Raw genomic sequence first — 17012 nt, forward strand, 5'->3', positions numbered from 1 at the left:
AAACCTTGACCCGTCGGCGCGACCCTCGAGCCTAAACCGCACGGACCCCTTCCATGTCGCGCAACACCGCCCTCGCCGCAACCGTCAGCCTGACGCTTCTGACCCTCGCCGCCCCGGCGCTCGGCCAGACGCCGCCCGCTCAAGCCACGGCGCGCGCCCCCGCCGACGCCGCGACGCGCGCGGGCTATGACCGGGCCGACGCCCTCAGCCGCTCGGTCTTCTGGACCCAGGAGCAGGCGGTCAATCCGCTCGACCCGGTCGCCGGGGTCAAGCTGGCCCAGGCCCTGCGCGAACTGGGCCAGTTCGACCGCGCCGCCGAGACGGCTCAGGGCGTGCTGGTGGTCCAGCCCGCCAATGTCGAAGCCATGCTGGAGGTCGGGCGCGCCCATATCGCGCGCGGCCAGGCCTTCTACGGCATCGCCGCCCTGGAGCAGGCCAAGGCCGCGGCGCCGCGCGACTGGCGCCCCCTGTCGCTGCTGGGCGTGGCCTATCAGCAGGTGCGCCGCGCCGACGACGCCAAGACCGCCTGGGCCGAGGCCCTGCGCCTGTCGCCCGACAATCCCGACGTCCTGACCAACGCCGCCATCGCCCGCATCGGCGAGGGCGACGCGCCCTCGGCCGAGATTCTGCTGCGCCGCGCCGCCGCCCAGCCGGGCGCAGGGCTGCAGGTGCGCCAGAACCTGGCCCTGGCGTTGGGGCTGCAGGGCAAGACCGCCGAGGCCGAGGCCATCCTGCGCCGCGACCTGCCGCCCGAGGCGGCGGATCAGAACCTGCGCTGGCTGGCCGCGCGGATGCAGGCGGGGGCTGCGGGGGCAGAAGTCTCGCCCACGGCCAGGACGTGGTCGTCGCTGCAGGGCGGATAGGACGCGCGCCACGCCTCTCCCTCCCCGTCCCGGGGAGGGTGGCTGAGGCCGTCAGGCCGAAGCCGGGTGGGGGCGGCGAGGCTATTCGAGCGCGACGTCCTGCATCACCTCGCCCTCCCCACCCGGTCGCTGCGCGACCACCCTCCCCGGGACGGGGAGGGAGAGGCGCGGCATCCCTTCACCTTCCACCCGCAAACGCCTATCTTCCTCCCGTGATCGACGACCTCTACAGCGCGCGCATCCTGTCGCTGGCGGCCAACCTGCCGCACAGCGGGCGCCTGCCCGCGCCCGAAGGCTCGGCCGAGCGGGTCGCCAAGCTGTGCGGCTCCAAGGCCATCGTCGACGTGATGCTGGACGCCGACGGCCGCGTCAGCGGCTTCGCCCAGACGGTCAAGGCCTGCGCCCTGGGCCAGGCGGCGGCGGGCGTGGTCGGCGAGGCCATCCTCGGCGCCTCGGTCCAGGAGATCGAGGGCGCGCGCGACGCCCTGTCGGCCATGCTGAAATCCGGCGGCGACGGTCCCGAAGGCCGCTTCGAGGGCCTTCGCGTGCTGAAGCAGGTCGCCGACTACCCGGCCCGCCACGCCTCGACCATGGTGGCGCTGGAGGCCACGCTGGACGCCGTGCAGCAGGCGTTGGCCAAACACCACACCGATACGCGAACTCGCCTCGCCGGCGCGGCCTGAACGGCTTCGTCCGGTTGATCCCCCTGCTGTGACGAGGGATAAGCGCGACGAACCCGAAACAGAGCCCCCGGCGAAGGGACCCCGGTCTCTCCATGTCTCTCTACGAACGCAGCGTCCGCGCGGCCCATCGGGGCTATAAGGTGACGCTGTCCCCCTTCTTCGGCCAGTCGTGCCGGTTCCTGCCGACCTGTTCGGACTATGGGCGCGACGCCCTGCTCCAGCACGGTCCGGTGCGGGGGGGATGGCTCACCGTGCGCCGTCTCTGTAAATGCCATCCCTTCGGCGGTTCGGGCTATGATCCCGTTCCGCCCGCCAAGACCGAAAAAGAACGACCGTCATGATCGAACTGAAATTCCCCGACGGCGCCGTGCGTCAGTATCCGGCCGGCTCGACGGGCCGCGACGTGGCCGCCGCCATCTCGCCCTCGCTGGCCAAGAAGGCGGCCCTGGTCGTCTGGAACGGCGAGCAGCGCGACCTGGACCGCGTTATCGACGGGAACGGCGACTTCCGCCTGCTGATGCGCGACGACCCCGAGGCGCTGGAGACCATCCGCCACGACGCCGCCCACGTTCTGGCCCAGGCGGTGCAGGAGCTGTTCCCGGGCACTCAGGTGACGATCGGCCCGGCCATCGAGGACGGCTTCTATTACGACTTCGCCCGCGACGAGCCCTTCTCGACCGACGACTTCCCGAAGATCGAGAAGAAGATGGCCGAGATCATCGACCGGGGCGCCCCGCTGGAGCGTCAGGTCTGGGACCGCGACACGGCTATCGCCCACTTCGAAGGCGTCGGCGAGACCTACAAGGCCGAGCTGATCCGCGATCTGCCCGAGAGCGAGACGATCACCGTCTATAAGCAGGGCGAATGGGCCGACCTGTGCCGGGGACCGCACTTCCCGACCACCAAGTTCGTCGGCAAGGCCTTCAAGCTGACCAAGCTCGCCGGCGCCTACTGGCGCGGGGATTCCTCCAAGGCCCAGCTGCAGCGCATCTACGGCACCGCCTGGGCCTCCAAGGAGGACCTGGACGCCTATCTGCTGCGCATCGAGGAGGCCGAGAAGCGCGACCACCGCAAGCTGGGCCGCGCCATGGAGCTCTTCCACATGCAGGAAGAGGGCCGCGGCATGGTCTTCTGGCACCCCAAGGGCTGGGTGCTGTGGCGCGTATTGGAGGCCTATATGCGCCGCCGTCTGGACGCCTCGGGCTATGTCGAGGTCAAGACGCCGCAGGTCTTGGACCGGAAGTTCTGGGAAGCCTCGGGCCACTGGGACAAGTATCGCCCCAACATGTTCGTCTGCGAGACGGTCGAGGGCGAGACGCTCAGCCTCAAGCCGATGAACTGCCCGGGCCACGTGCAGATCTTCGATCAGGGCCAGCGGTCCTATCGCGAACTGCCGCTGCGCATGGCCGAGTTCGGCGCCTGCCACCGCTATGAGCCGTCGGGCTCGCTGCACGGCCTGATGCGGGTGCGCGGCTTCACCCAGGACGACGCCCACATCTTCTGCCGCGAAGACCAGATCGTCGAGGAGACGGCGGAGTTCATCAAGCTGTGCCGCAGTGTCCACGCCGACCTGGGCATGGAGACCAAATACATCAGCCTGGGCACCCGTCCCGAGCAGCGCGCCGGCACCGACGAGTTCTGGGACAAGGCCGAGGCCCAGATGCTGGAGGCCGCCCGCGCCGCCGGGTCCGAGCCGGTCATCACCGAGGGCGACGGCGCCTTCTACGCGCCCAAGCTGGACTTCATCGTCAAGGACGCCATCGGCCGCGAATGGACCTGCGGCACGATCCAGCTGGACTATGTGCTGCCCGAGCGTCTGGATGCGACCTACATCGCCGAGGACGGCCAGAAGCACCGCCCGGTCATGCTGCACCGCGCGATCCTGGGCAGCTTCGAGCGCTTCATCGGCATCATGATCGAGAACTACGCCGGGGCCTTCCCGCTGTGGCTGGCGCCGACGCAGGCCGTGGTGGCGACCATCACCTCGGACGCCGACGGCTATGCCGAAGAGGTTCTGGCCAAATTCCGTGCGGCGGGCCTGCGCACCGAGATCGATCTGCGCAACGAGAAGATCAACTACAAGATCCGCGAGCACTCGGTCGCCAAGGTCCCCGCCATCGCCGTGGTCGGCCGCAAGGAGGCCGAGGAAGGCAAGGTCGCCATCCGCCGCTTCGGCTCCCAGGCCCAGACCATCGTCACGGTCGAGGAAGCCATCGCCCTGCTGACGGACGAGGCCCTGGCGCCGGATCTGAAGCGCCTCCGCGACGGCCAAGGCTGACTATGCTTTCTCCTCCCCACAGCGTGGGGAGGGGGACCACGAAGTGGTGGAGGGGCTTTGCGACGGCGGAACCAAGCAGCCCCTCCGTCTCGGCGGCTACGCCGCCGATCCACCTCCCCACACAGTGGGGAGGAGAAGGCCGCGTCGGGTCGAGAAGGCGCAGCCTTCTGACCGCGGCCCGGCATCAAGCGGCCTTCTCCCCTTGCTCTCCACGGGCCATAAGCCTGTCATGGCCACCACCCTCTACATCGACGCCGACGCCTGCCCCGTGAAGGAGGAGGTCTATCGCGTGGCGCGCCGCTGCGGCCTCAAGGTCTTCGTGGTGTCCAACGCCTGGATCAACACGCCGCGCGAGCCCCTGATCGAACAGGTGGTCGTCGACGCCGGGCCGGACGTGGCCGACGACTGGATCGCCGAGCGCGCGGGGCGCGGCGACATCGTCATCACCGCCGACATCCCGCTGGCCGACCGGGTGCTGAAATCGGGCGCCCAGGCGCTGAAGTCGAACGGCCAGCCGTTCACGACGGACTCCATCGGATCGGCCCTGGCGGGGCGGATGATCGGCGAGCACCTGCGCTCCATGGGCGTGCCGACCAGCGGGCCGCCGCCCTTCTCGGCCGCCGACCGCTCGCGCTTCCTGCAGGCGCTGGACGCGGCCGTCGTGCGGGCGCGCAGGGACGCCGCATGAGCCGCATTCCCGAGGAGGAGCTGGAGTTCCGCTTCTTCCGCGCAGGCGGCCCGGGTGGGCAGAACGTCAACAAGGTCTCCACCGCCGTGCAGATGCGGTTCGACGTGAAGAACTCGCCCAGCCTGACCGAGCCGGTGAAGGCGCGGCTGATGAAGCTGGCGGGCAGCCGCCTGACGCTGGACGGGGTGATCGTCATCAGCGCCGTGCGCTTCCGCACCCAGGAGCGCAACCGGGCCGACGCCATCGAACGGCTGGAGACCATGGTCGCCGAGGCCTCGATCAAGCCGGTCTATCGCGTGCCGACCCGGCCGACGCGGGCGTCCAAGGAACGGCGGCTGAAGGCCAAGTCGAGCCGGTCATCGATCAAGAGCGGGCGCGGCAGGCCGTCGCTGGATTAGCCTTCCACGCTCTGCATCGACCGGGAAACGCCCTCAATCCCGCGCCGGGCGGAACAGCAGGGCGGCGATGCGGTCGTCCTCGTCGAAGGCGATGACCCAGTCGGTGGCCTGTTTGTCGAACACCACGCGGAACAGGTCGGCGCCGCCGTCGCTGTCGCGATGCTCGATGGACTTCAAGGCGCCGAACTGCTGCACCATCGGCGTCACCTGTGCCGCCTGGGCGCGGATCTGGTCGGCCAGGTCGGGGCTGAACACCGCATAGTCGATCTGATTGCTCTGGAAGGCGGCGATGACGCCGCGCAGGGCCGCTTCCGCGCGGGCGACGTCGGAGGCCGGGGCCGCCGGAGCCGCAGCGGGCGGCGCCTGCGCCGGGGGCGCCGCGGCCGATTCGTCGAAGGCGCCCGGCAAGGTCGCCGCCACGGCGCCGCTCGGGGGCGCCGTCTGGGCCAGGGCCGGGGCGGCCAGAAGGAGCGCGCCCGACAGGACGACGGCGAGAGAGCAGGTCTTCATGGCGCGCGGCCTCCGAAGAAACGTCAGGCGACGATCATCGGCCAAAGCGTCAGCGCCAGGGCGGCGGCCGACGCGCACGCGGCGACGGTGACGGCGGCGACCACCCAGGGCCGCGTTCCGGCCTTGTCGATCACCAACGCTTGAGATTGCGGCGGGTTCTGCACCAGGCGCGACAGGGCCTTGAGGGCGGCGACCGCCTCCTCGAGCGTCTCCTTCACCTGGGCCGAGGGCCGAGTTCGCGCTTGATCCAGCGCTCGACCACCGGCTTGGCGGCTTCCCATAGGTCGTGATCGGGATTGAGGCGGCGCGCCACCCCCTCGACCGAGACCATGGTCTTTTGCAGCAGCACCAGTTCAGGGCGCATGTGCATGTCGAACAGGGCGGTGATCTCGAACAGTTGGCCCAGCAGACGCCCCATCGACACCTGGCTGGCCTGACGGCCGACCACCGGCTCGCCGACGGCGCGCAGGGCCTGGGCGAAGGTGTCGACCGAATGGTGCGGCGGCACGTAGCCGGCCTCGAAATGGACCCGGCTGATGCGGTCGTAGTCGCGGCTGATGAAGCCCCACAGGATCTCGGCCAGATAGCGCCGCTCGGCCGGGCCCAGGCGGCCGACGATGCCGAAGTCGATGGCGGTCAGCTGCGCCGGGGCGTCGGCGAACAGATTGCCCTCGTGCAGGTCGGCGTGGAAGACGCCGTGGTCCAGCGCCTGAACCAGGAAGGCGCGCACCACCTTGTCGGCCAGGGCGTCCTTGTCGAGGCCGGGCAGCTCGGCCAGGGCCGGGTCGGTCATCGGCAGGCCGGGCGCCCATTCCAGCGTCAGCACCCGCTTGCCGACCCCGTCCCAGACCACGGCGGGGGCGGTCATATAGCCGTCCTTGGCCATGACCTCGGCCAGTTCGGAGGCGGCGGCCGCCTCAAGCCGCATATCCAGCTCCAGCTGCAGCGACTGGGCGATGATCTCGACGAAGGCGCGCGGCTCCAGCCGACGGGCGGGCTCGACGAAGCGGTCGACCAGCTTGGCCCCCAGGCGCATGGCGTCCAGCCCCTGGGCCACCCGGCGCTCGACGCCGGGGCGCAGCACCTTGACCGCGACCTTGCGCCCGTCGGCCAGCCAGGCGGGATGCGCTTGTGCGAGCGAAGCGGCGCCCATGGGCTCCACCAGGTCGATGAACAGGCTCTCGGCCGGGCGGCCCAGCGAGCGCTCGATCTCGCGCCTGGCCTCCTCCAGCGGGAAGGGCGGCAGCTTGTCCTTCAGCCGGCCCAGGTCCTGGGCGAACTGCAGGCCGAAGATGTCGGCGCGGGTGGCCAGCACCTGGCCCAGCTTGATGGCGACGGGGCCAAGGTGCTCGAAGGCTTCGCCGACGCGCTGGCCGGGCCGTCCGGCGCGGTGTCGGCGGCTGGCGAACATCTGAATCAGTTGCGCGAAGGGGCGGCCCCAGGCGGGCAGCAGGGGTTGGCCTCGCGCGGGATCAGGGCGTCATGGCGCGCCAGCACCCAGCCCCAGCGGATCATGCGCAGGGCCGCGCCGACCGGATGGCGGACGGGCTGCGCCTCGGGCTTGGGCGGCGGGGCGTTGAAGGTCAGCCGGCTCAGATCGCCCACCCGTGGTGGATGGCGGCGATCCCGCCCGACAGGTTGGTGACGCTGACGCGGCTGAAGCCCGCCTCCTCGATCATCCGCTTGAAGGTCTGCTGATCGGGGAAGCGGCGGATGCTCTCGACCAGATACTGATAGCTGTCACGATCCTTGGCCACCCATTGGCCGATGCGCGGGATGGCGTGGAAGGACCAGGCGTCATAGGCCTTGCGCAGGGCGCCGGTCGTGGGCCGCGAGAACTCCAGGCAGATGAAGCGGCCGCCCGGCTTCAGCGCGCGGCGCGCCTCGCGCAACGCCTGCGGAATGTCGGCCACATTGCGGATGCCGAAGCTGATCGAATAGGCGTCGATCGAGGCGTCCGGCAGCGGCAGGTGCATGGCGTCGCCGACGCTCCAGGCCATCTCGGGCTCGCCGCCCTTGGCCACGCCGTTCAGGATCATCTCGGCGTTGTAGTCCATGACGATGACGGTGGCGTCCTCGCCGCCGCGCCGGTCCTGGGCGGCGCGAGCCATCTTGGAATAGCGCCGGGCCATGTCGCCGGTGCCTCCGGCCATGTCGAGAATGACCTCGCCCGGGCGGGCGTTCAGCTTGGCCGCCGTGGCGTCCTTCCAAATGCGGTGCACGCCCGCGCTCATCAGGTCGTTCATCAGGTCGTAGTTCGACGCGACCGAGTCAAACACGCCGCGCACCATGCGGACCTTTTCTTTGGCGTCCACGTCGCGGAAGCCGAAGGAGGAGGTCTTGCCGGAAGAGGAGCCGGAAGGGGGAGTGTTGTCGGCCTGGGTCATGGATGCGGGTGTAACGCCTCACGCGCCGCCCGTCATCCGGGGAAGCGTCGCCCGGCAATCTGACACAGCGTCACGGCTTGTCGCCCCGCCGGGCGCGCGATACCCCTCATGCTGGAATCCAAGGAGACGCCCATGACCGCCGCCCTCGACGTGACCGAAGTTCTGGCGGGCCTGCCCGACTGGCGCCGCGCCGACGACCCGCGCCCGGCCATCGCCCGCTCCTTGCGCTTCAAGGATTTCAACGCCGCCTTCGGCTTCATGACGCGGGTCGCCCTGCTGGCGGACAAGGTCGATCACCACCCCGAATGGTCGAACGTGTACAACCGCGTCGAGGTGCTGCTGACCACCCATGACGCGGACGGGGTGACTGAGCGGGACGTCGCCATGGCCCGCTTCATCGACGACGCCGTGAAGGGTCAGGTCGAGTGACCGGCGGGCGCGTCGTCGGCAAGACGGCCCTGATCACCGGCGCGGCCGGGGGCCTGGGCCAGGCCATGGCGCGGATGCTGGTCCGCGAAGGCGCCAAGGTGGCGATCAGCGATCTGGACCTGAACGGCGCGCGGGCTCTGGCCGAGGCCATCAACGCCGACCATCCCGGCGCGGCCTTCGCCTATGAGCACGACGTGACGCGCGAGGACGACTGGGTCCGCGTCGTCGGGGCGGCGGCCGAGGACATGGGCGGCCTCAACATCCTGGTGAACAACGCCGGGATCGGCGGCCGTCTGCTGTGGGCCGAGCAGGACACCCTGGAGAACTGGCGCAAGGTCCAGGCGGTGAACCTGGAGTCCGTCATGCTGGGCTGCAAGCACGCCCTGCCCCATCTGCGGGCCTCGGGCGCGGGTTCGATAATCAACATCTCCTCGATCGCGGGACTGGCGGCGGCGCCGGGCATGGGCGCCTACAACGCCACCAAGGCGGCGGTCTGGCTCTACACCAAGACGGTGGCGCTGGAGTGCGCCAAGGCGGGCTGGAACGTGCGCGCCAACTCGGTGCACCCGGTCTTCATCAAGACGCCGATCCTCGATCCCTTCGTCGCCATGGCGGGCGGGGACGAGACGACGGCGCACGAGAAGCTGGCTCGCGGCATTCCGCTGAAGCGCATCGGCGAGCCGGACGACGTGGCCTGGTGCGTTCTGTACCTGGCGTCGGACGAGTCCAAGTTCGTGACCGGCGCCGAGTTCAAGATCGACGGCGGCCTGACGGCGCAATAGGGCGCGCCTGCTCCCCCTTCCCCCTCGATGGGGAAGGGCCGGGGATGGGGGTGGACGCTCGACGTCGCCGAGCAAGGGCATGAGGCGCGTCGGCGTCTCTCCCGCCACATCGGAAACCCGCGGCCCTCACCCCCACCCAACCCTCCCCCATCGAGGGGGAGGGCTTCAGCCCCAAACGAAAAAGGGCGCCGCGGTCTCCCGCGGCGCCCTCTGTCGTCAGGCCGTGAAGCCTCAGTTGCCGTAGGCGGGCGGCATGGCCCCTTCGCCGCCGGTGCGGTAGCGGTCGCGCAGCAGCAGGTTGCGCGCCTGCAGCGGCTGCTCCACCCCGTCGATCAGCACGGCCGAGGGCTGGCTGAGCGGCTCCAGCGGGTCGCCCGACCAGACCACGACGTCGCCCGCCGCGCCCGGCTTCAATTCGCCGAACTGGCCGTCGAAGCCGAAGATGCGGGCCGGGTTGACCGTGATCGCCTGGATGGCCGCCGCGAACGGCAGGCCGTGCGAGACGGCGTTGCCGGCGTTGTAGCGCAGGTCGCGCGCACGGTGGGCGCCGCCCTCGTTGCCCTTGATGGCGATGACCACGCCGGCCGCGTTCAGGGCCGCCGCGTTCTGCATCCGCGCCGCCCGCATCTCGAAGTTCGAGGGCAGGTTGGTCAGCGGGTGCAGCAGGACCGGAACCTTGGCGGCGGCGATCTCGTCCGCCACCAGCCAGCCTTCGGCCGCGCCGTCGAGGATGACCTTGACGCCTTCCTCGCGCGCCAGGCGCAGCACCTGCCGGATGTCGGCCGCCCGGTTGACGGTGACGATCAGCGGCATGCGGCCCTCGGCTACGGGGATCAGGGCCTCCAGGTCGGCGCGCGACAGGGACAGGTCGCGCAGCGCCGCCCGGTCGTAGGCCGCCTTGTTGCGGGCGTAGAGGCGCGTCTCGGCCAGGGTCTCCTTGAACAGGACGAACTCGGCGCCGCGCGCGCCGCCCGCCACCGTTGCCCCGGCCTCGCCGAACGGGGCCGTCATGGCCACGCGCGGCTTCACCAGGATGTCCGAACCGCCCAGCTTGATGACCGCCGCCTGGCCCGCGAACAGGCCCGGCGTCTGATAGCCGCCCGCGCCGGCGCCGGCGAAGTCGGAATCGTCATGGCTGTGGCCGCCGCCCGAGCCGCCGTGCTGCGGCGTGACGACGGCGCGGGTGACGCCGCCCAGGCGCGCCACCGGCAGGGTGAAGGACCAGGGGTCCAGCCCATAGGACAGGTCGAAGGCCGCCGTCAGGGTGTTGGCGCGGTTGGCCAGGTCGTTGGTGCCGCGCACCGAGCCGACCTCGGTGCCGGCCAGGCCCGAATCCACGGCCACGAAGCCGGGAGCCACGACCTTGCCGCGTGCGTCGATGACGCGCAGGCCGGCCGGCGCCGCGCCGGTTCCAACGGAGACGACCTTGCCGCCGCGGATGACCACGGTGCCGTTCTCGATCACCGAGGTTCCGGTCAGCACCCGGCCGCCGGTGATGGCGACGTCCTGGGCCAGGGCCGGACCGGCCAGGGCGATGGCCGCGACAGCGCCCGCGAGGAGAGTGTTGATACGCATGGTTCAGCGAGCTCCCTGGGCGACGCCGACGGCGGCCTGGCCGAAGCCGGGCTGGCCCAGTTCAAAGTCGGATACGGGCTGGAAGGCGGGGTTGGCGCGGTCATAGGCCAAGCCGCCGTCGATGAAGACCTGATCGGCGCGGGCGTAGATCGAGAAGGGATCGGCGCTCCAGATCACCACGTCGGCGCGCTTGCCGTTCTCCAGCGAGCCCGTCTCCTTGTCGATGCCGATGGACTTGGCGGCGTTCAGCGTGATCCAGCTGATGGCGTGCTCTTCGGCGATGTTCATCCCGGCGCGGCGACCGGCCGACAGGGCGGCGGCGGCTTCCTGGTTGAGGCGCTGGATCAGTTCGGCGTCGTCCGAGTGGATGACGGCGCACGAGCCCTCGGGCGCGTCGGTCAGGGCGGCGTTTTCCTCGATGCCGTCCAGGGCTTCCATCTTGAAGCCCCACCAGCCGGTCCACATGGCGGCGCAGACGCCTTCGCGGGCCAGCAGCGGCGCGACCTTGTAAGCCTCGACCGCGTGGTGGAAGGTGGTGATCTTGTAGCCGAACTCCTTGGCCACATCGAGCATCACCGCCATCTCGTCGGCGCGGTAGCAGTGGTTCTGGATCAGGACCGAGCCGTCCAGAACGCCCGCCAGGGTCTCCAGCTGCAGGTTGCGGGTCGGGGGCGTGCCCTGGCCCGTCTCGCGCCACTTGTCCCACTTGTCCTTGTAGTCGCGCGCGGCGATGAAGGCGGCGCGATAGCCGGCGACATTGCCCATGCCGGTGGCCGGCGACTGGTTGCGCGAGCCATAGACGCGCGACGGGTTCTCGCCGCAGGCCATCTTCAGGCCGTAGGGGGCGTTCGGGAACTTCATCCCCTGCATGGTGACCGACGGCACGTTGCGCAGGGTCACGCCGCGCCCGCCGAACAGGTTGGCCGAGCCGGGCAGGATCTGCATGGTCGTCACCCCGCCCGCGCGGGCGGTGTTGAAGCCGGGATCCTGCGGCCAGATCGAGTGCTCGGCCCAGACCTGGGCCGTGTTCGGGTTGGTGGCTTCGTTGCCGTCGCTCATCCCCTGCACGCCGGGCGAAGGATAGACGCCCAGGTGGCTGTGGATGTCGATGATGCCCGGGGTGACGTAGCGGCCGCGCGCGTCCACCACCTGGTGGCCCGCCGGGACCGGGGTGTCGGCCCCGCCGACAGCGACGATGCGGCCGTCGGTGACGACGACGACGCCGTTCTGGATCTTCTGGCCCGCGCCGGTCAGCACCGTGGCGCCGACGATGGCCATGTCCTGGCGCGGCAGGCCGCGATAGGTCGAGGGATAGGGATCCTGATTGGCCCAGCCGTCCAGGCCCGGGGCCATGGTCCGGTCCTTCGAGGCCGGAGCCGCCGAAGCCGTCTGGGTCTTCGGCGCGGCGTCGCCGGTCGTGGCGCAGGCCGACAGGCTGAGCGCGCCGAGCGCGCAGGTGAGAACGGCGAGGCTGGGACCCCGCAGGCGACTGAACAACATGGGCGAGCCCCCTCGCGCCCGCGAACGGCGGGCAGATACGGGCCGTATAGAAACCTTAGTTTCCCCTAGCGTAAAGCTCTAAAACTCAGCCCACGGACAGGCGGGCCTTCGCCTCGTCTTCGGCGAGGCCCTGGACCTCGATCATCTTGAGCCGCGACTGGCCGCCGCGCGCCAGGGACACCGCCCGCTTGGGCACGCCCAGGGCCTTGGCCAGGACGGCGATCAGGGCGGCGTTGGCCTCGCCCTCGACCGGCTGGGCGCGCACGCGGACCTTGAGCACCGGGCGGCCGTCGGGGTCGACGTCCCAGCCGTCGATGCGGTCGGCGGCGGCGCGGGGGGTCAGCTTGACGGGGATGCGGGCGGTCATGGGAGCGTGTTTGGCCCATGGACGCGAGAGCGCCAAATCTTCGTCATTCTCCGGCAAGCCGCGCAGCGGCGCAGACCGGGGAACCCAGCGGCGCCCGTCAGGGCGAAAAGCCCACGCGTTGCGCTTGCCATGAAGATCGCCTTCGGCGCCGCTGGGTCCCCCGGTCTCGCTCCGCTCGCCGGAGGATGACGGAAGGAAGGGCCGATACAAGAAAACGCGCCGGACGATCCCTCGCCCGGCGCGCTTCAATGTTCAGCGTGACGACTGCTCTCAGCCCAGGGCGGCCATCAGTTCCGGCACGGCGGTCTTGTAGTCGGCGACCCAGCCGTAATCGGCGACCTGGAAGATCGGGGCGTCGGCGTCCTTGTTGATGGCGACGATGATCTTGGAGTCCTTCATCCCGGCCAAGTGCTGAATAGCGCCCGAGATGCCGATGGCGATGTAGAGGGCCGGGGCCACGACCTTGCCGGTCTGGCCGACCTGATAGTCGTTCGGCGCATAGCCCGCATCGACCGCCGCGCGCGAGGCGCCGACGGCGGCGCCCAGCTTGTCGGCCAGGGGGTCCATGACGGCGTGGAACTCTTCGGCCGAGCCCAGGGCGCGACCGCCCGAGACGACGATCTTGGCGGCGCCCAGTTCGGGGCGATCCGACTTGACCATTTCTTCGGAGACGAAGGCGGTCTTGGGCGCTTCGCCGGCGGCGACGCTCTCGACCGAGGCCGAACCGCCTTCGCTTTCGTTATTGGGGGCGGCGGCGAACGCCGTCGGGCGCACGGTGATGACCTTCTTGGCGTCGGCCGACTGGATCGTCTCCAGCGCGTTGCCGGCGTAGATCGGGCGCACGAAGGTATCGCCCGAGACGACTTCGACGATGTCCGAGATCGGCGCGACGTCCAGCTTGGCGGCGATGCGCGGGGCGAAGTTCTTACCGTCGGTGTTGGCCGGGGTCAGGATGGCGTCGTAGTTCCCGGCCAGCGGCAGGACGGTGGCCTCGACGGCCTCGGCCAGGCCGTGGGCGACGGCGTCGCCTTCGGCCAGCAGCACCTTGCGCACGCCCGAAATCTTGGCGGCGGCGTCAGCCACGGCTTGCGCGCCCTTGCCCAGCACCAGAACGTCGACGTCGGACGACAGCGCCAGGGCGGCCGTCACGGTCTTGTGGGTGGTGTCGCGAACGGCCGAGCCGTCGTGGTCGGCGATGACGAGAACGGCCATTACAGAACCCCTGCGTCTTTGAGCTTGGAAACCAGTTCGGCCGCATCGGCGACCTTGACGCCCGCCGAACGCTTCGGCGGCTCCGTCACCTTCAGCACCTTGAGGCGATCCGCCGTATCGACGCCGTAGTCGGCGACCGACTTCATGGCGATCTCCTTCTTCTTGGCCTTCATGATGTTGGGCAGCGACGCATAGCGCGGCGTGTTCAGGCGCAGGTCGACCGACACCACGGCGGGCAGTTCCGCCGCGACCGTCTGCAGGCCGCCATCGACTTCACGGGTGACGACCGCCTTGCCGCCTTCGATCGCCAGCTTGCCGGCGAAGGTGGCCTGCGGCCAGTCCAGCAGGGCGGCCAGCATCTGGCCCACCGCATTGTTGTCGCCGTCGATCGACTGCTTGCCCAGCAGGACCAGGTCCGGCTTCTCCTCGTCCACCACGGCCTTCAGCACCTTGGCGACGGCCAGCGGCTCCAGGTCCGTATCCGACTGCACCAGGACGCCGCGATCGGCGCCCATGGCCAGGGCGGTGCGGATGGTTTCCTGAGCCTGGGTCACGCCGATGGAGACGACGACGATCTCGGTCGCCGTGCCCGCCGCATGGTGCTCCTTGCCTTCCTTCAGACGCACAGCCTCCTCGACGGCGATCTCGTCGAAGGGGTTCATGCTCATCTTGACGTTGGCCAGGTCGACGCCCGTCTGGTCCGCCTTGACGCGCGCCTTGACGTTGGAGTCGATCACCCGTTTCACCGGGACGAGTACCTTCATGAGCCTATCCACTTGGTCATCGAAATGTCGGTCGAGGGATTGGACCGGCGAAACCGGCCTGTCAACGTAACGCTACGTGAACTGCGGTCGTGTCGCGGGCGCATTTTTGATCTATTGAGACCCGCATGAAACGCTTCCTGACGATCCGGCGCCTCAGCATCCTCTTCTTCGGCCTGTTCGCCCTGGTGACGGCGGGGCTGTTCGCCTTCCAGCGCTTCTGGATGGACCCCGGCGAGCGCTGCGAGGCCCAGGGCTACTGGTACGACCTGGAGACGCGCATCTGCGCCCAGCCCATCTACATTCCCGACATCACCGGCCGCCCGGCCGGGGTCACGCGCGCCGAGGCCTCGAACAAGGCCAACCAGGAACTGCTGGGTCTGGAAGACCAGGTCGCCGCCGAGAAGCGCGCCCGCGCCGCCGCCACCCAGGCCGAACGCGAACGGGTCCAGGCGCTGCGGGCGCAGTAAGGCCGCGCCTGCTTGCCTCACTCTGCGAGGATGACGGCGGTGGCGCCGGCCGTGCGAGGGGATGATCAGCGCGTCGCGCCGGGCCGCCACAGGACGTCGCCCGCGCCGTTGGCGTTGGCGCGGCGGGCGGCGCAGAACAGGTGGTCCGACAGGCGATTCAGATAGCGCGCCGCCTCGGGGTTCACGGCCTCGCCCGATTCGACTAGGCGCACGGCGTCGCGCTCGGCCCGGCGGCAGACGGTGCGCGCCAGGTGCAGATGCGCCGACAGGGGCGAGCCGCCCGACAGGATGAAGCTGTCCAGCGGCTTCAGGCTCTCGTTCATCCAGTCGATCTCGGATTCCAGCCGCTCGACCTGGGAGGCGAGGATGCGCAGCGCCTCCCACTTGGGCGCGGGCTCCAGCGGCGTGGCCAGGTCGGCGCCCAGGTCGAACAGTTCGTTCTGGATGCGGCCCAGCATGGCGTCGATGCGGTCGTTCTGGCCGCTGTTCAGCCGGGCCAGGCCGATGACCGCGTTCAGCTCGTCCACCGCGCCATAGGCCTCGACCCGCAGGTCGGTCTTGGACACGGGCGCGCCCGAGGCCAGACGCGTCCGGCCGGCGTCGCCGGTGCGGGTGTAGATCTTGTTCAGCGTCACCATGGCGCCCTCCCCTCCTCTCGCCTCGGTCCCCGATCAGGCCCCGTGGCTGTTCTTCCACCACATGCCGGCGATCAGCAGCAGCACCGCCAGGGCCTGCAGGATGATCCGCAGCCGCATCAGCTTGTTGGAATAGGTCCGCGCGAAGTCCCCGCCGCGATAGAGGGAATAGACGCCGAAGCCCAGAGTGACAGCCACGGCCGCCACGGCGATCAGGATCAGAATGTCGAACAGGTCCATGCCTGCTTCATAGGCCCCCGGCGACGCCCACGCCAGACGCGACGGGCCCGGTTTGCGGCTGTGCGGCCCAAGCTAAGCCGTTGGTCATCTTTCGCTGGCAGGGTGACCGCATGACCGACCGCGCCATCCGCAATCTGGAGCACCTGCGTCGCACCGCCTCGACGGCGCGGGTGTTGAACCTGCTCAAGGTCTATGACGAGCACGGCGACACCGAGGACTGGGGCGAGCGCCCCATGTTCCGCACCGCGGCGCTGAACCGCTGCCTGATCATCAAGCACCGGCTGCGCCGCAACGAGACCGACGCCTTCCCCGGTCGCCGCCAAGTGGCGACCAAGATCGTGGTGCCGATCGACAGCACCGATCTGAAGACCGGCGGCCGCTTCATCTTCGTCAATCAGATCGGCTTCGAGCGCGCCATGCAGGAGGCGTTCGGCGTCGACGCCGAGCATCCCGATCTGAAGACCCTGCGCCTGATGGACCAATTGCCGTCGCTGGATCCTTTCCTGCTGCGCGAACAGCTGCGGCGCGGCGGGGTCGACGCCGCCCCCTGCTATTTCGCCCTCAGCGAGGCGGACCTGGAGCGGATGCTGGAGTTCGTCCAGAAGGAGATCGAGCCCCTGGTCACCCTCAGCGTGGGGGACGGGGTCGTCGCCGCCGGCTCGACCGCCCGCATGGCGTCGAAGATCCTGTCCAACGCCCCCGGCGACCGGCTGGAGGCCCTGCGGCTGACGCTGAAGCTGGAGCCCGAGCAGTATCAGGAAGGCGTCTTCTGCTGGAAGGGCTTCCTCTATTACAAATGGGCGCTCAGCAGCCTGATGGCCGACATCGTCCACGTCGCCGACGAGGTGGGGACGGTCAAGCCCGTGGGGCCCAGCGACCAGGCCGCCAAGGACTATATCGCGCGCGGGCGGGCCGTGCTGCGCGGCCGCATCATGAAGACCTGCGAAGAGGTCAGCCGCACCCTGCGCTATTACGACGACGCCTATGCGGCCCTGACCCGCGAGGGCAATCCCCTGGCCTTCCGCGACTTCCTGCTGGAGGCGCCGGCCCTGTTCACCCGCCTGGGCGACCAGCTGGGGGCGGTGCAGCACATCGTCAGCTTCTGGCGCTTCCGCTTCAACCCCAAGGCGCCGCCCATCGGCGTCGATGAGCTGATCGACGTCTTCATGGACTTCGAGACCGGCCTGATGGGCCGCGAGGCCGACGCCTACGACCCGCGCGACGCGGCGTAGCA

Annotated in this window: 22 protein-coding genes; 10 read left to right on the forward strand and 12 right to left on the reverse strand. The window is 69.9% G+C overall.

Annotated features, from left to right (window positions below):
* Nucleotides 1-53: 53 nt before the first annotated feature.
* The 6 genes from D8I30_RS03665 (at nt 54) to arfB (ending at nt 4910) form a co-directional block, all read left to right on the forward strand.
* A complete protein-coding gene (locus D8I30_RS03665) occupies nt 54-863 on the forward strand; it encodes a tetratricopeptide repeat protein (RefSeq protein WP_121481539.1) in 810 nt (269 codons plus the stop codon).
* A 212-nt stretch (nt 864-1075) separates the two neighbouring features.
* The gene (locus D8I30_RS03670) at nt 1076-1546 is read left to right on the forward strand and encodes an iron-sulfur cluster assembly scaffold protein (RefSeq protein WP_121481540.1); all 471 of its coding nucleotides are present in this window, start codon (nt 1076-1078) and stop codon (nt 1544-1546) included.
* A gap of 92 nt (nt 1547-1638) precedes the next feature.
* Nucleotides 1639-1887 carry a membrane protein insertion efficiency factor YidD gene (gene yidD, locus D8I30_RS03675; RefSeq protein WP_121481541.1) on the forward strand — a complete coding sequence of 83 codons (249 nt, stop codon included), beginning with the start codon at nt 1639-1641 and terminating at the stop codon, nt 1885-1887.
* Nucleotides 1884-3824, forward strand: a complete 1941-nt coding sequence (gene thrS / locus D8I30_RS03680; protein WP_121481542.1) for a threonine--tRNA ligase — start codon at nt 1884-1886, stop codon at nt 3822-3824. The genes yidD and thrS overlap by 4 nt, the downstream gene beginning before the upstream one ends.
* 229 nt (nt 3825-4053) lie before the next feature.
* Nucleotides 4054-4512, forward strand: coding sequence for a YaiI/YqxD family protein (locus D8I30_RS03685; RefSeq protein WP_121481543.1), 459 nt, complete (start codon nt 4054-4056; stop codon nt 4510-4512).
* On the forward strand, nt 4509-4910 hold the full coding sequence (gene arfB / locus D8I30_RS03690; protein WP_121481544.1) for an alternative ribosome rescue aminoacyl-tRNA hydrolase ArfB: 402 nt from the start codon (nt 4509-4511) through the stop codon (nt 4908-4910). Before D8I30_RS03685 ends, arfB begins: the two co-directional genes overlap by 4 nt.
* 33 nt (nt 4911-4943) lie before the next feature.
* On the opposite strand, the gene D8I30_RS03695 is transcribed toward arfB, so the two are convergent.
* Genes D8I30_RS03695 through D8I30_RS03705 form a run of 5 tightly spaced genes read right to left on the reverse strand, consistent with a single transcriptional unit; the run spans nt 4944 to nt 7807 of the window.
* Complete coding sequence (locus tag D8I30_RS03695; RefSeq protein WP_121481545.1) at nt 4944-5420, reverse strand: hypothetical protein; 477 nt, start codon at nt 5418-5420, stop codon at nt 4944-4946.
* Nucleotides 5421-5443: 23 nt separating this feature from the next.
* Nucleotides 5444-5638 carry a hypothetical protein gene (locus tag D8I30_RS14665; RefSeq protein WP_240387313.1) on the reverse strand — a complete coding sequence of 65 codons (195 nt, stop codon included), beginning with the start codon at nt 5636-5638 and terminating at the stop codon, nt 5444-5446.
* Complete coding sequence (gene ubiB, locus D8I30_RS03700; protein WP_240387314.1) at nt 5635-6831, reverse strand: 2-polyprenylphenol 6-hydroxylase; 1197 nt, start codon at nt 6829-6831, stop codon at nt 5635-5637. Before ubiB ends, D8I30_RS14665 begins: the two co-directional genes overlap by 4 nt.
* A 5-nt stretch (nt 6832-6836) precedes the next feature.
* Nucleotides 6837-7025: a hypothetical protein gene (locus D8I30_RS14670; protein WP_240387315.1), complete on the reverse strand. Its 189-nt coding sequence runs from the start codon at nt 7023-7025 to the stop codon at nt 6837-6839.
* Nucleotides 7013-7807 carry a class I SAM-dependent methyltransferase gene (locus D8I30_RS03705; RefSeq protein ID WP_121481546.1) on the reverse strand — a complete coding sequence of 265 codons (795 nt, stop codon included), beginning with the start codon at nt 7805-7807 and terminating at the stop codon, nt 7013-7015. Before D8I30_RS03705 ends, D8I30_RS14670 begins: the two co-directional genes overlap by 13 nt.
* Nucleotides 7808-7939: 132 nt before the next feature.
* On the opposite strand from D8I30_RS03705, the gene D8I30_RS03710 reads away from it, so the two are divergent.
* Both D8I30_RS03710 and D8I30_RS03715 read left to right on the forward strand, forming a co-directional pair.
* Nucleotides 7940-8236 (forward strand): 4a-hydroxytetrahydrobiopterin dehydratase, encoded by a 297-nt coding sequence (locus D8I30_RS03710; protein ID WP_121483370.1) that lies wholly within the window; start codon nt 7940-7942, stop codon nt 8234-8236.
* Entirely contained in the window at nt 8233-9018 is a 786-nt protein-coding gene (locus tag D8I30_RS03715) for an SDR family oxidoreductase (RefSeq protein ID WP_121481547.1), read from the forward strand. The genes D8I30_RS03710 and D8I30_RS03715 overlap by 4 nt, the downstream gene beginning before the upstream one ends.
* 231 nt (nt 9019-9249) lie before the next feature.
* Here the strand turns inward: D8I30_RS03715 and D8I30_RS03720 are convergent, their stop codons facing one another.
* The 5 genes from D8I30_RS03720 to D8I30_RS03740 all read right to left on the reverse strand — a co-directional run bounded on the left by D8I30_RS03720 (nt 9250) and on the right by D8I30_RS03740 (nt 14436).
* On the reverse strand, nt 9250-10593 hold the full coding sequence (locus D8I30_RS03720; protein WP_121481548.1) for an amidohydrolase family protein: 1344 nt from the start codon (nt 10591-10593) through the stop codon (nt 9250-9252).
* A 3-nt stretch (nt 10594-10596) separates the two neighbouring features.
* Nucleotides 10597-12093: an amidohydrolase gene (locus D8I30_RS03725; protein ID WP_121481549.1), complete on the reverse strand. Its 1497-nt coding sequence runs from the start codon at nt 12091-12093 to the stop codon at nt 10597-10599.
* A gap of 85 nt (nt 12094-12178) precedes the next feature.
* Nucleotides 12179-12460: a DUF167 family protein gene (locus tag D8I30_RS03730; RefSeq protein ID WP_121481550.1), complete on the reverse strand. Its 282-nt coding sequence runs from the start codon at nt 12458-12460 to the stop codon at nt 12179-12181.
* A gap of 270 nt (nt 12461-12730) precedes the next feature.
* Nucleotides 12731-13672, reverse strand: coding sequence for an electron transfer flavoprotein subunit alpha/FixB family protein (locus tag D8I30_RS03735; RefSeq protein ID WP_121481551.1), 942 nt, complete (start codon nt 13670-13672; stop codon nt 12731-12733).
* Entirely contained in the window at nt 13672-14436 is a 765-nt protein-coding gene (locus D8I30_RS03740; RefSeq protein ID WP_121481552.1) for an electron transfer flavoprotein subunit beta/FixA family protein, read from the reverse strand. Before D8I30_RS03740 ends, D8I30_RS03735 begins: the two co-directional genes overlap by 1 nt.
* 125 nt (nt 14437-14561) lie before the next feature.
* Here D8I30_RS03740 and D8I30_RS03745 point away from each other — a divergent pair, with 125 nt between their 5' ends.
* Nucleotides 14562-14903 carry a hypothetical protein gene (locus D8I30_RS03745; RefSeq protein WP_121481553.1) on the forward strand — a complete coding sequence of 114 codons (342 nt, stop codon included), beginning with the start codon at nt 14562-14564 and terminating at the stop codon, nt 14901-14903.
* 65 nt (nt 14904-14968) lie between these two features.
* On the opposite strand, the gene D8I30_RS03750 is transcribed toward D8I30_RS03745, so the two are convergent.
* Entirely contained in the window at nt 14969-15541 is a 573-nt protein-coding gene (locus tag D8I30_RS03750) for a cob(I)yrinic acid a,c-diamide adenosyltransferase (protein WP_121481554.1), read from the reverse strand.
* 33 nt (nt 15542-15574) lie between these two features.
* Entirely contained in the window at nt 15575-15778 is a 204-nt protein-coding gene (locus D8I30_RS03755) for a twin transmembrane helix small protein (protein ID WP_121481555.1), read from the reverse strand.
* A gap of 110 nt (nt 15779-15888) precedes the next feature.
* Here D8I30_RS03755 and D8I30_RS03760 point away from each other — a divergent pair, with 110 nt between their 5' ends.
* Nucleotides 15889-17010 carry a hypothetical protein gene (locus tag D8I30_RS03760; RefSeq protein WP_121483371.1) on the forward strand — a complete coding sequence of 374 codons (1122 nt, stop codon included), beginning with the start codon at nt 15889-15891 and terminating at the stop codon, nt 17008-17010.
* The last annotated feature ends 2 nt before the right edge of the window (nt 17011-17012 follow it).

Source organism: Brevundimonas naejangsanensis, assembly GCF_003627995.1.
In the GTDB taxonomy this organism is placed as follows: domain Bacteria; phylum Pseudomonadota; class Alphaproteobacteria; order Caulobacterales; family Caulobacteraceae; genus Brevundimonas; species Brevundimonas naejangsanensis_B.

What these genes read in the sequence shown, in the direction of transcription:
- D8I30_RS03665 (WP_121481539.1), top strand. Translation starts at nt 54, where the DNA reads ATGTCGCGCAACACCGCCCTCGCCGCAACCGTCAGCCTGACGCTTCTG.
- yidD (WP_121481541.1), top strand. Translation starts at nt 1,639, where the DNA reads ATGTCTCTCTACGAACGCAGCGTCCGCGCGGCCCATCGGGGCTATAAG.
- thrS (WP_121481542.1), top strand. Translation starts at nt 1,884, where the DNA reads ATGATCGAACTGAAATTCCCCGACGGCGCCGTGCGTCAGTATCCGGCC.
- D8I30_RS03685 (WP_121481543.1), top strand. Translation starts at nt 4,054, where the DNA reads ATGGCCACCACCCTCTACATCGACGCCGACGCCTGCCCCGTGAAGGAG.
- arfB (WP_121481544.1), top strand. Translation starts at nt 4,509, where the DNA reads ATGAGCCGCATTCCCGAGGAGGAGCTGGAGTTCCGCTTCTTCCGCGCA.
- D8I30_RS03695 (WP_121481545.1), bottom strand. Translation starts at nt 5,420, where the DNA reads ATGAAGACCTGCTCTCTCGCCGTCGTCCTGTCGGGCGCGCTCCTTCTG.
- ubiB (WP_240387314.1), bottom strand. Translation starts at nt 6,831, where the DNA reads ATGTTCGCCAGCCGCCGACACCGCGCCGGACGGCCCGGCCAGCGCGTC.
- D8I30_RS03705 (WP_121481546.1), bottom strand. Translation starts at nt 7,807, where the DNA reads ATGACCCAGGCCGACAACACTCCCCCTTCCGGCTCCTCTTCCGGCAAG.
- D8I30_RS03710 (WP_121483370.1), top strand. Translation starts at nt 7,940, where the DNA reads ATGACCGCCGCCCTCGACGTGACCGAAGTTCTGGCGGGCCTGCCCGAC.
- D8I30_RS03720 (WP_121481548.1), bottom strand. Translation starts at nt 10,593, where the DNA reads ATGCGTATCAACACTCTCCTCGCGGGCGCTGTCGCGGCCATCGCCCTG.
- D8I30_RS03725 (WP_121481549.1), bottom strand. Translation starts at nt 12,093, where the DNA reads ATGTTGTTCAGTCGCCTGCGGGGTCCCAGCCTCGCCGTTCTCACCTGC.
- D8I30_RS03730 (WP_121481550.1), bottom strand. Translation starts at nt 12,460, where the DNA reads ATGACCGCCCGCATCCCCGTCAAGCTGACCCCCCGCGCCGCCGCCGAC.
- D8I30_RS03735 (WP_121481551.1), bottom strand. Translation starts at nt 13,672, where the DNA reads ATGGCCGTTCTCGTCATCGCCGACCACGACGGCTCGGCCGTTCGCGAC.
- D8I30_RS03740 (WP_121481552.1), bottom strand. Translation starts at nt 14,436, where the DNA reads ATGAAGGTACTCGTCCCGGTGAAACGGGTGATCGACTCCAACGTCAAG.
- D8I30_RS03745 (WP_121481553.1), top strand. Translation starts at nt 14,562, where the DNA reads ATGAAACGCTTCCTGACGATCCGGCGCCTCAGCATCCTCTTCTTCGGC.
- D8I30_RS03750 (WP_121481554.1), bottom strand. Translation starts at nt 15,541, where the DNA reads ATGGTGACGCTGAACAAGATCTACACCCGCACCGGCGACGCCGGCCGG.
- D8I30_RS03755 (WP_121481555.1), bottom strand. Translation starts at nt 15,778, where the DNA reads ATGGACCTGTTCGACATTCTGATCCTGATCGCCGTGGCGGCCGTGGCT.
- D8I30_RS03760 (WP_121483371.1), top strand. Translation starts at nt 15,889, where the DNA reads ATGACCGACCGCGCCATCCGCAATCTGGAGCACCTGCGTCGCACCGCC.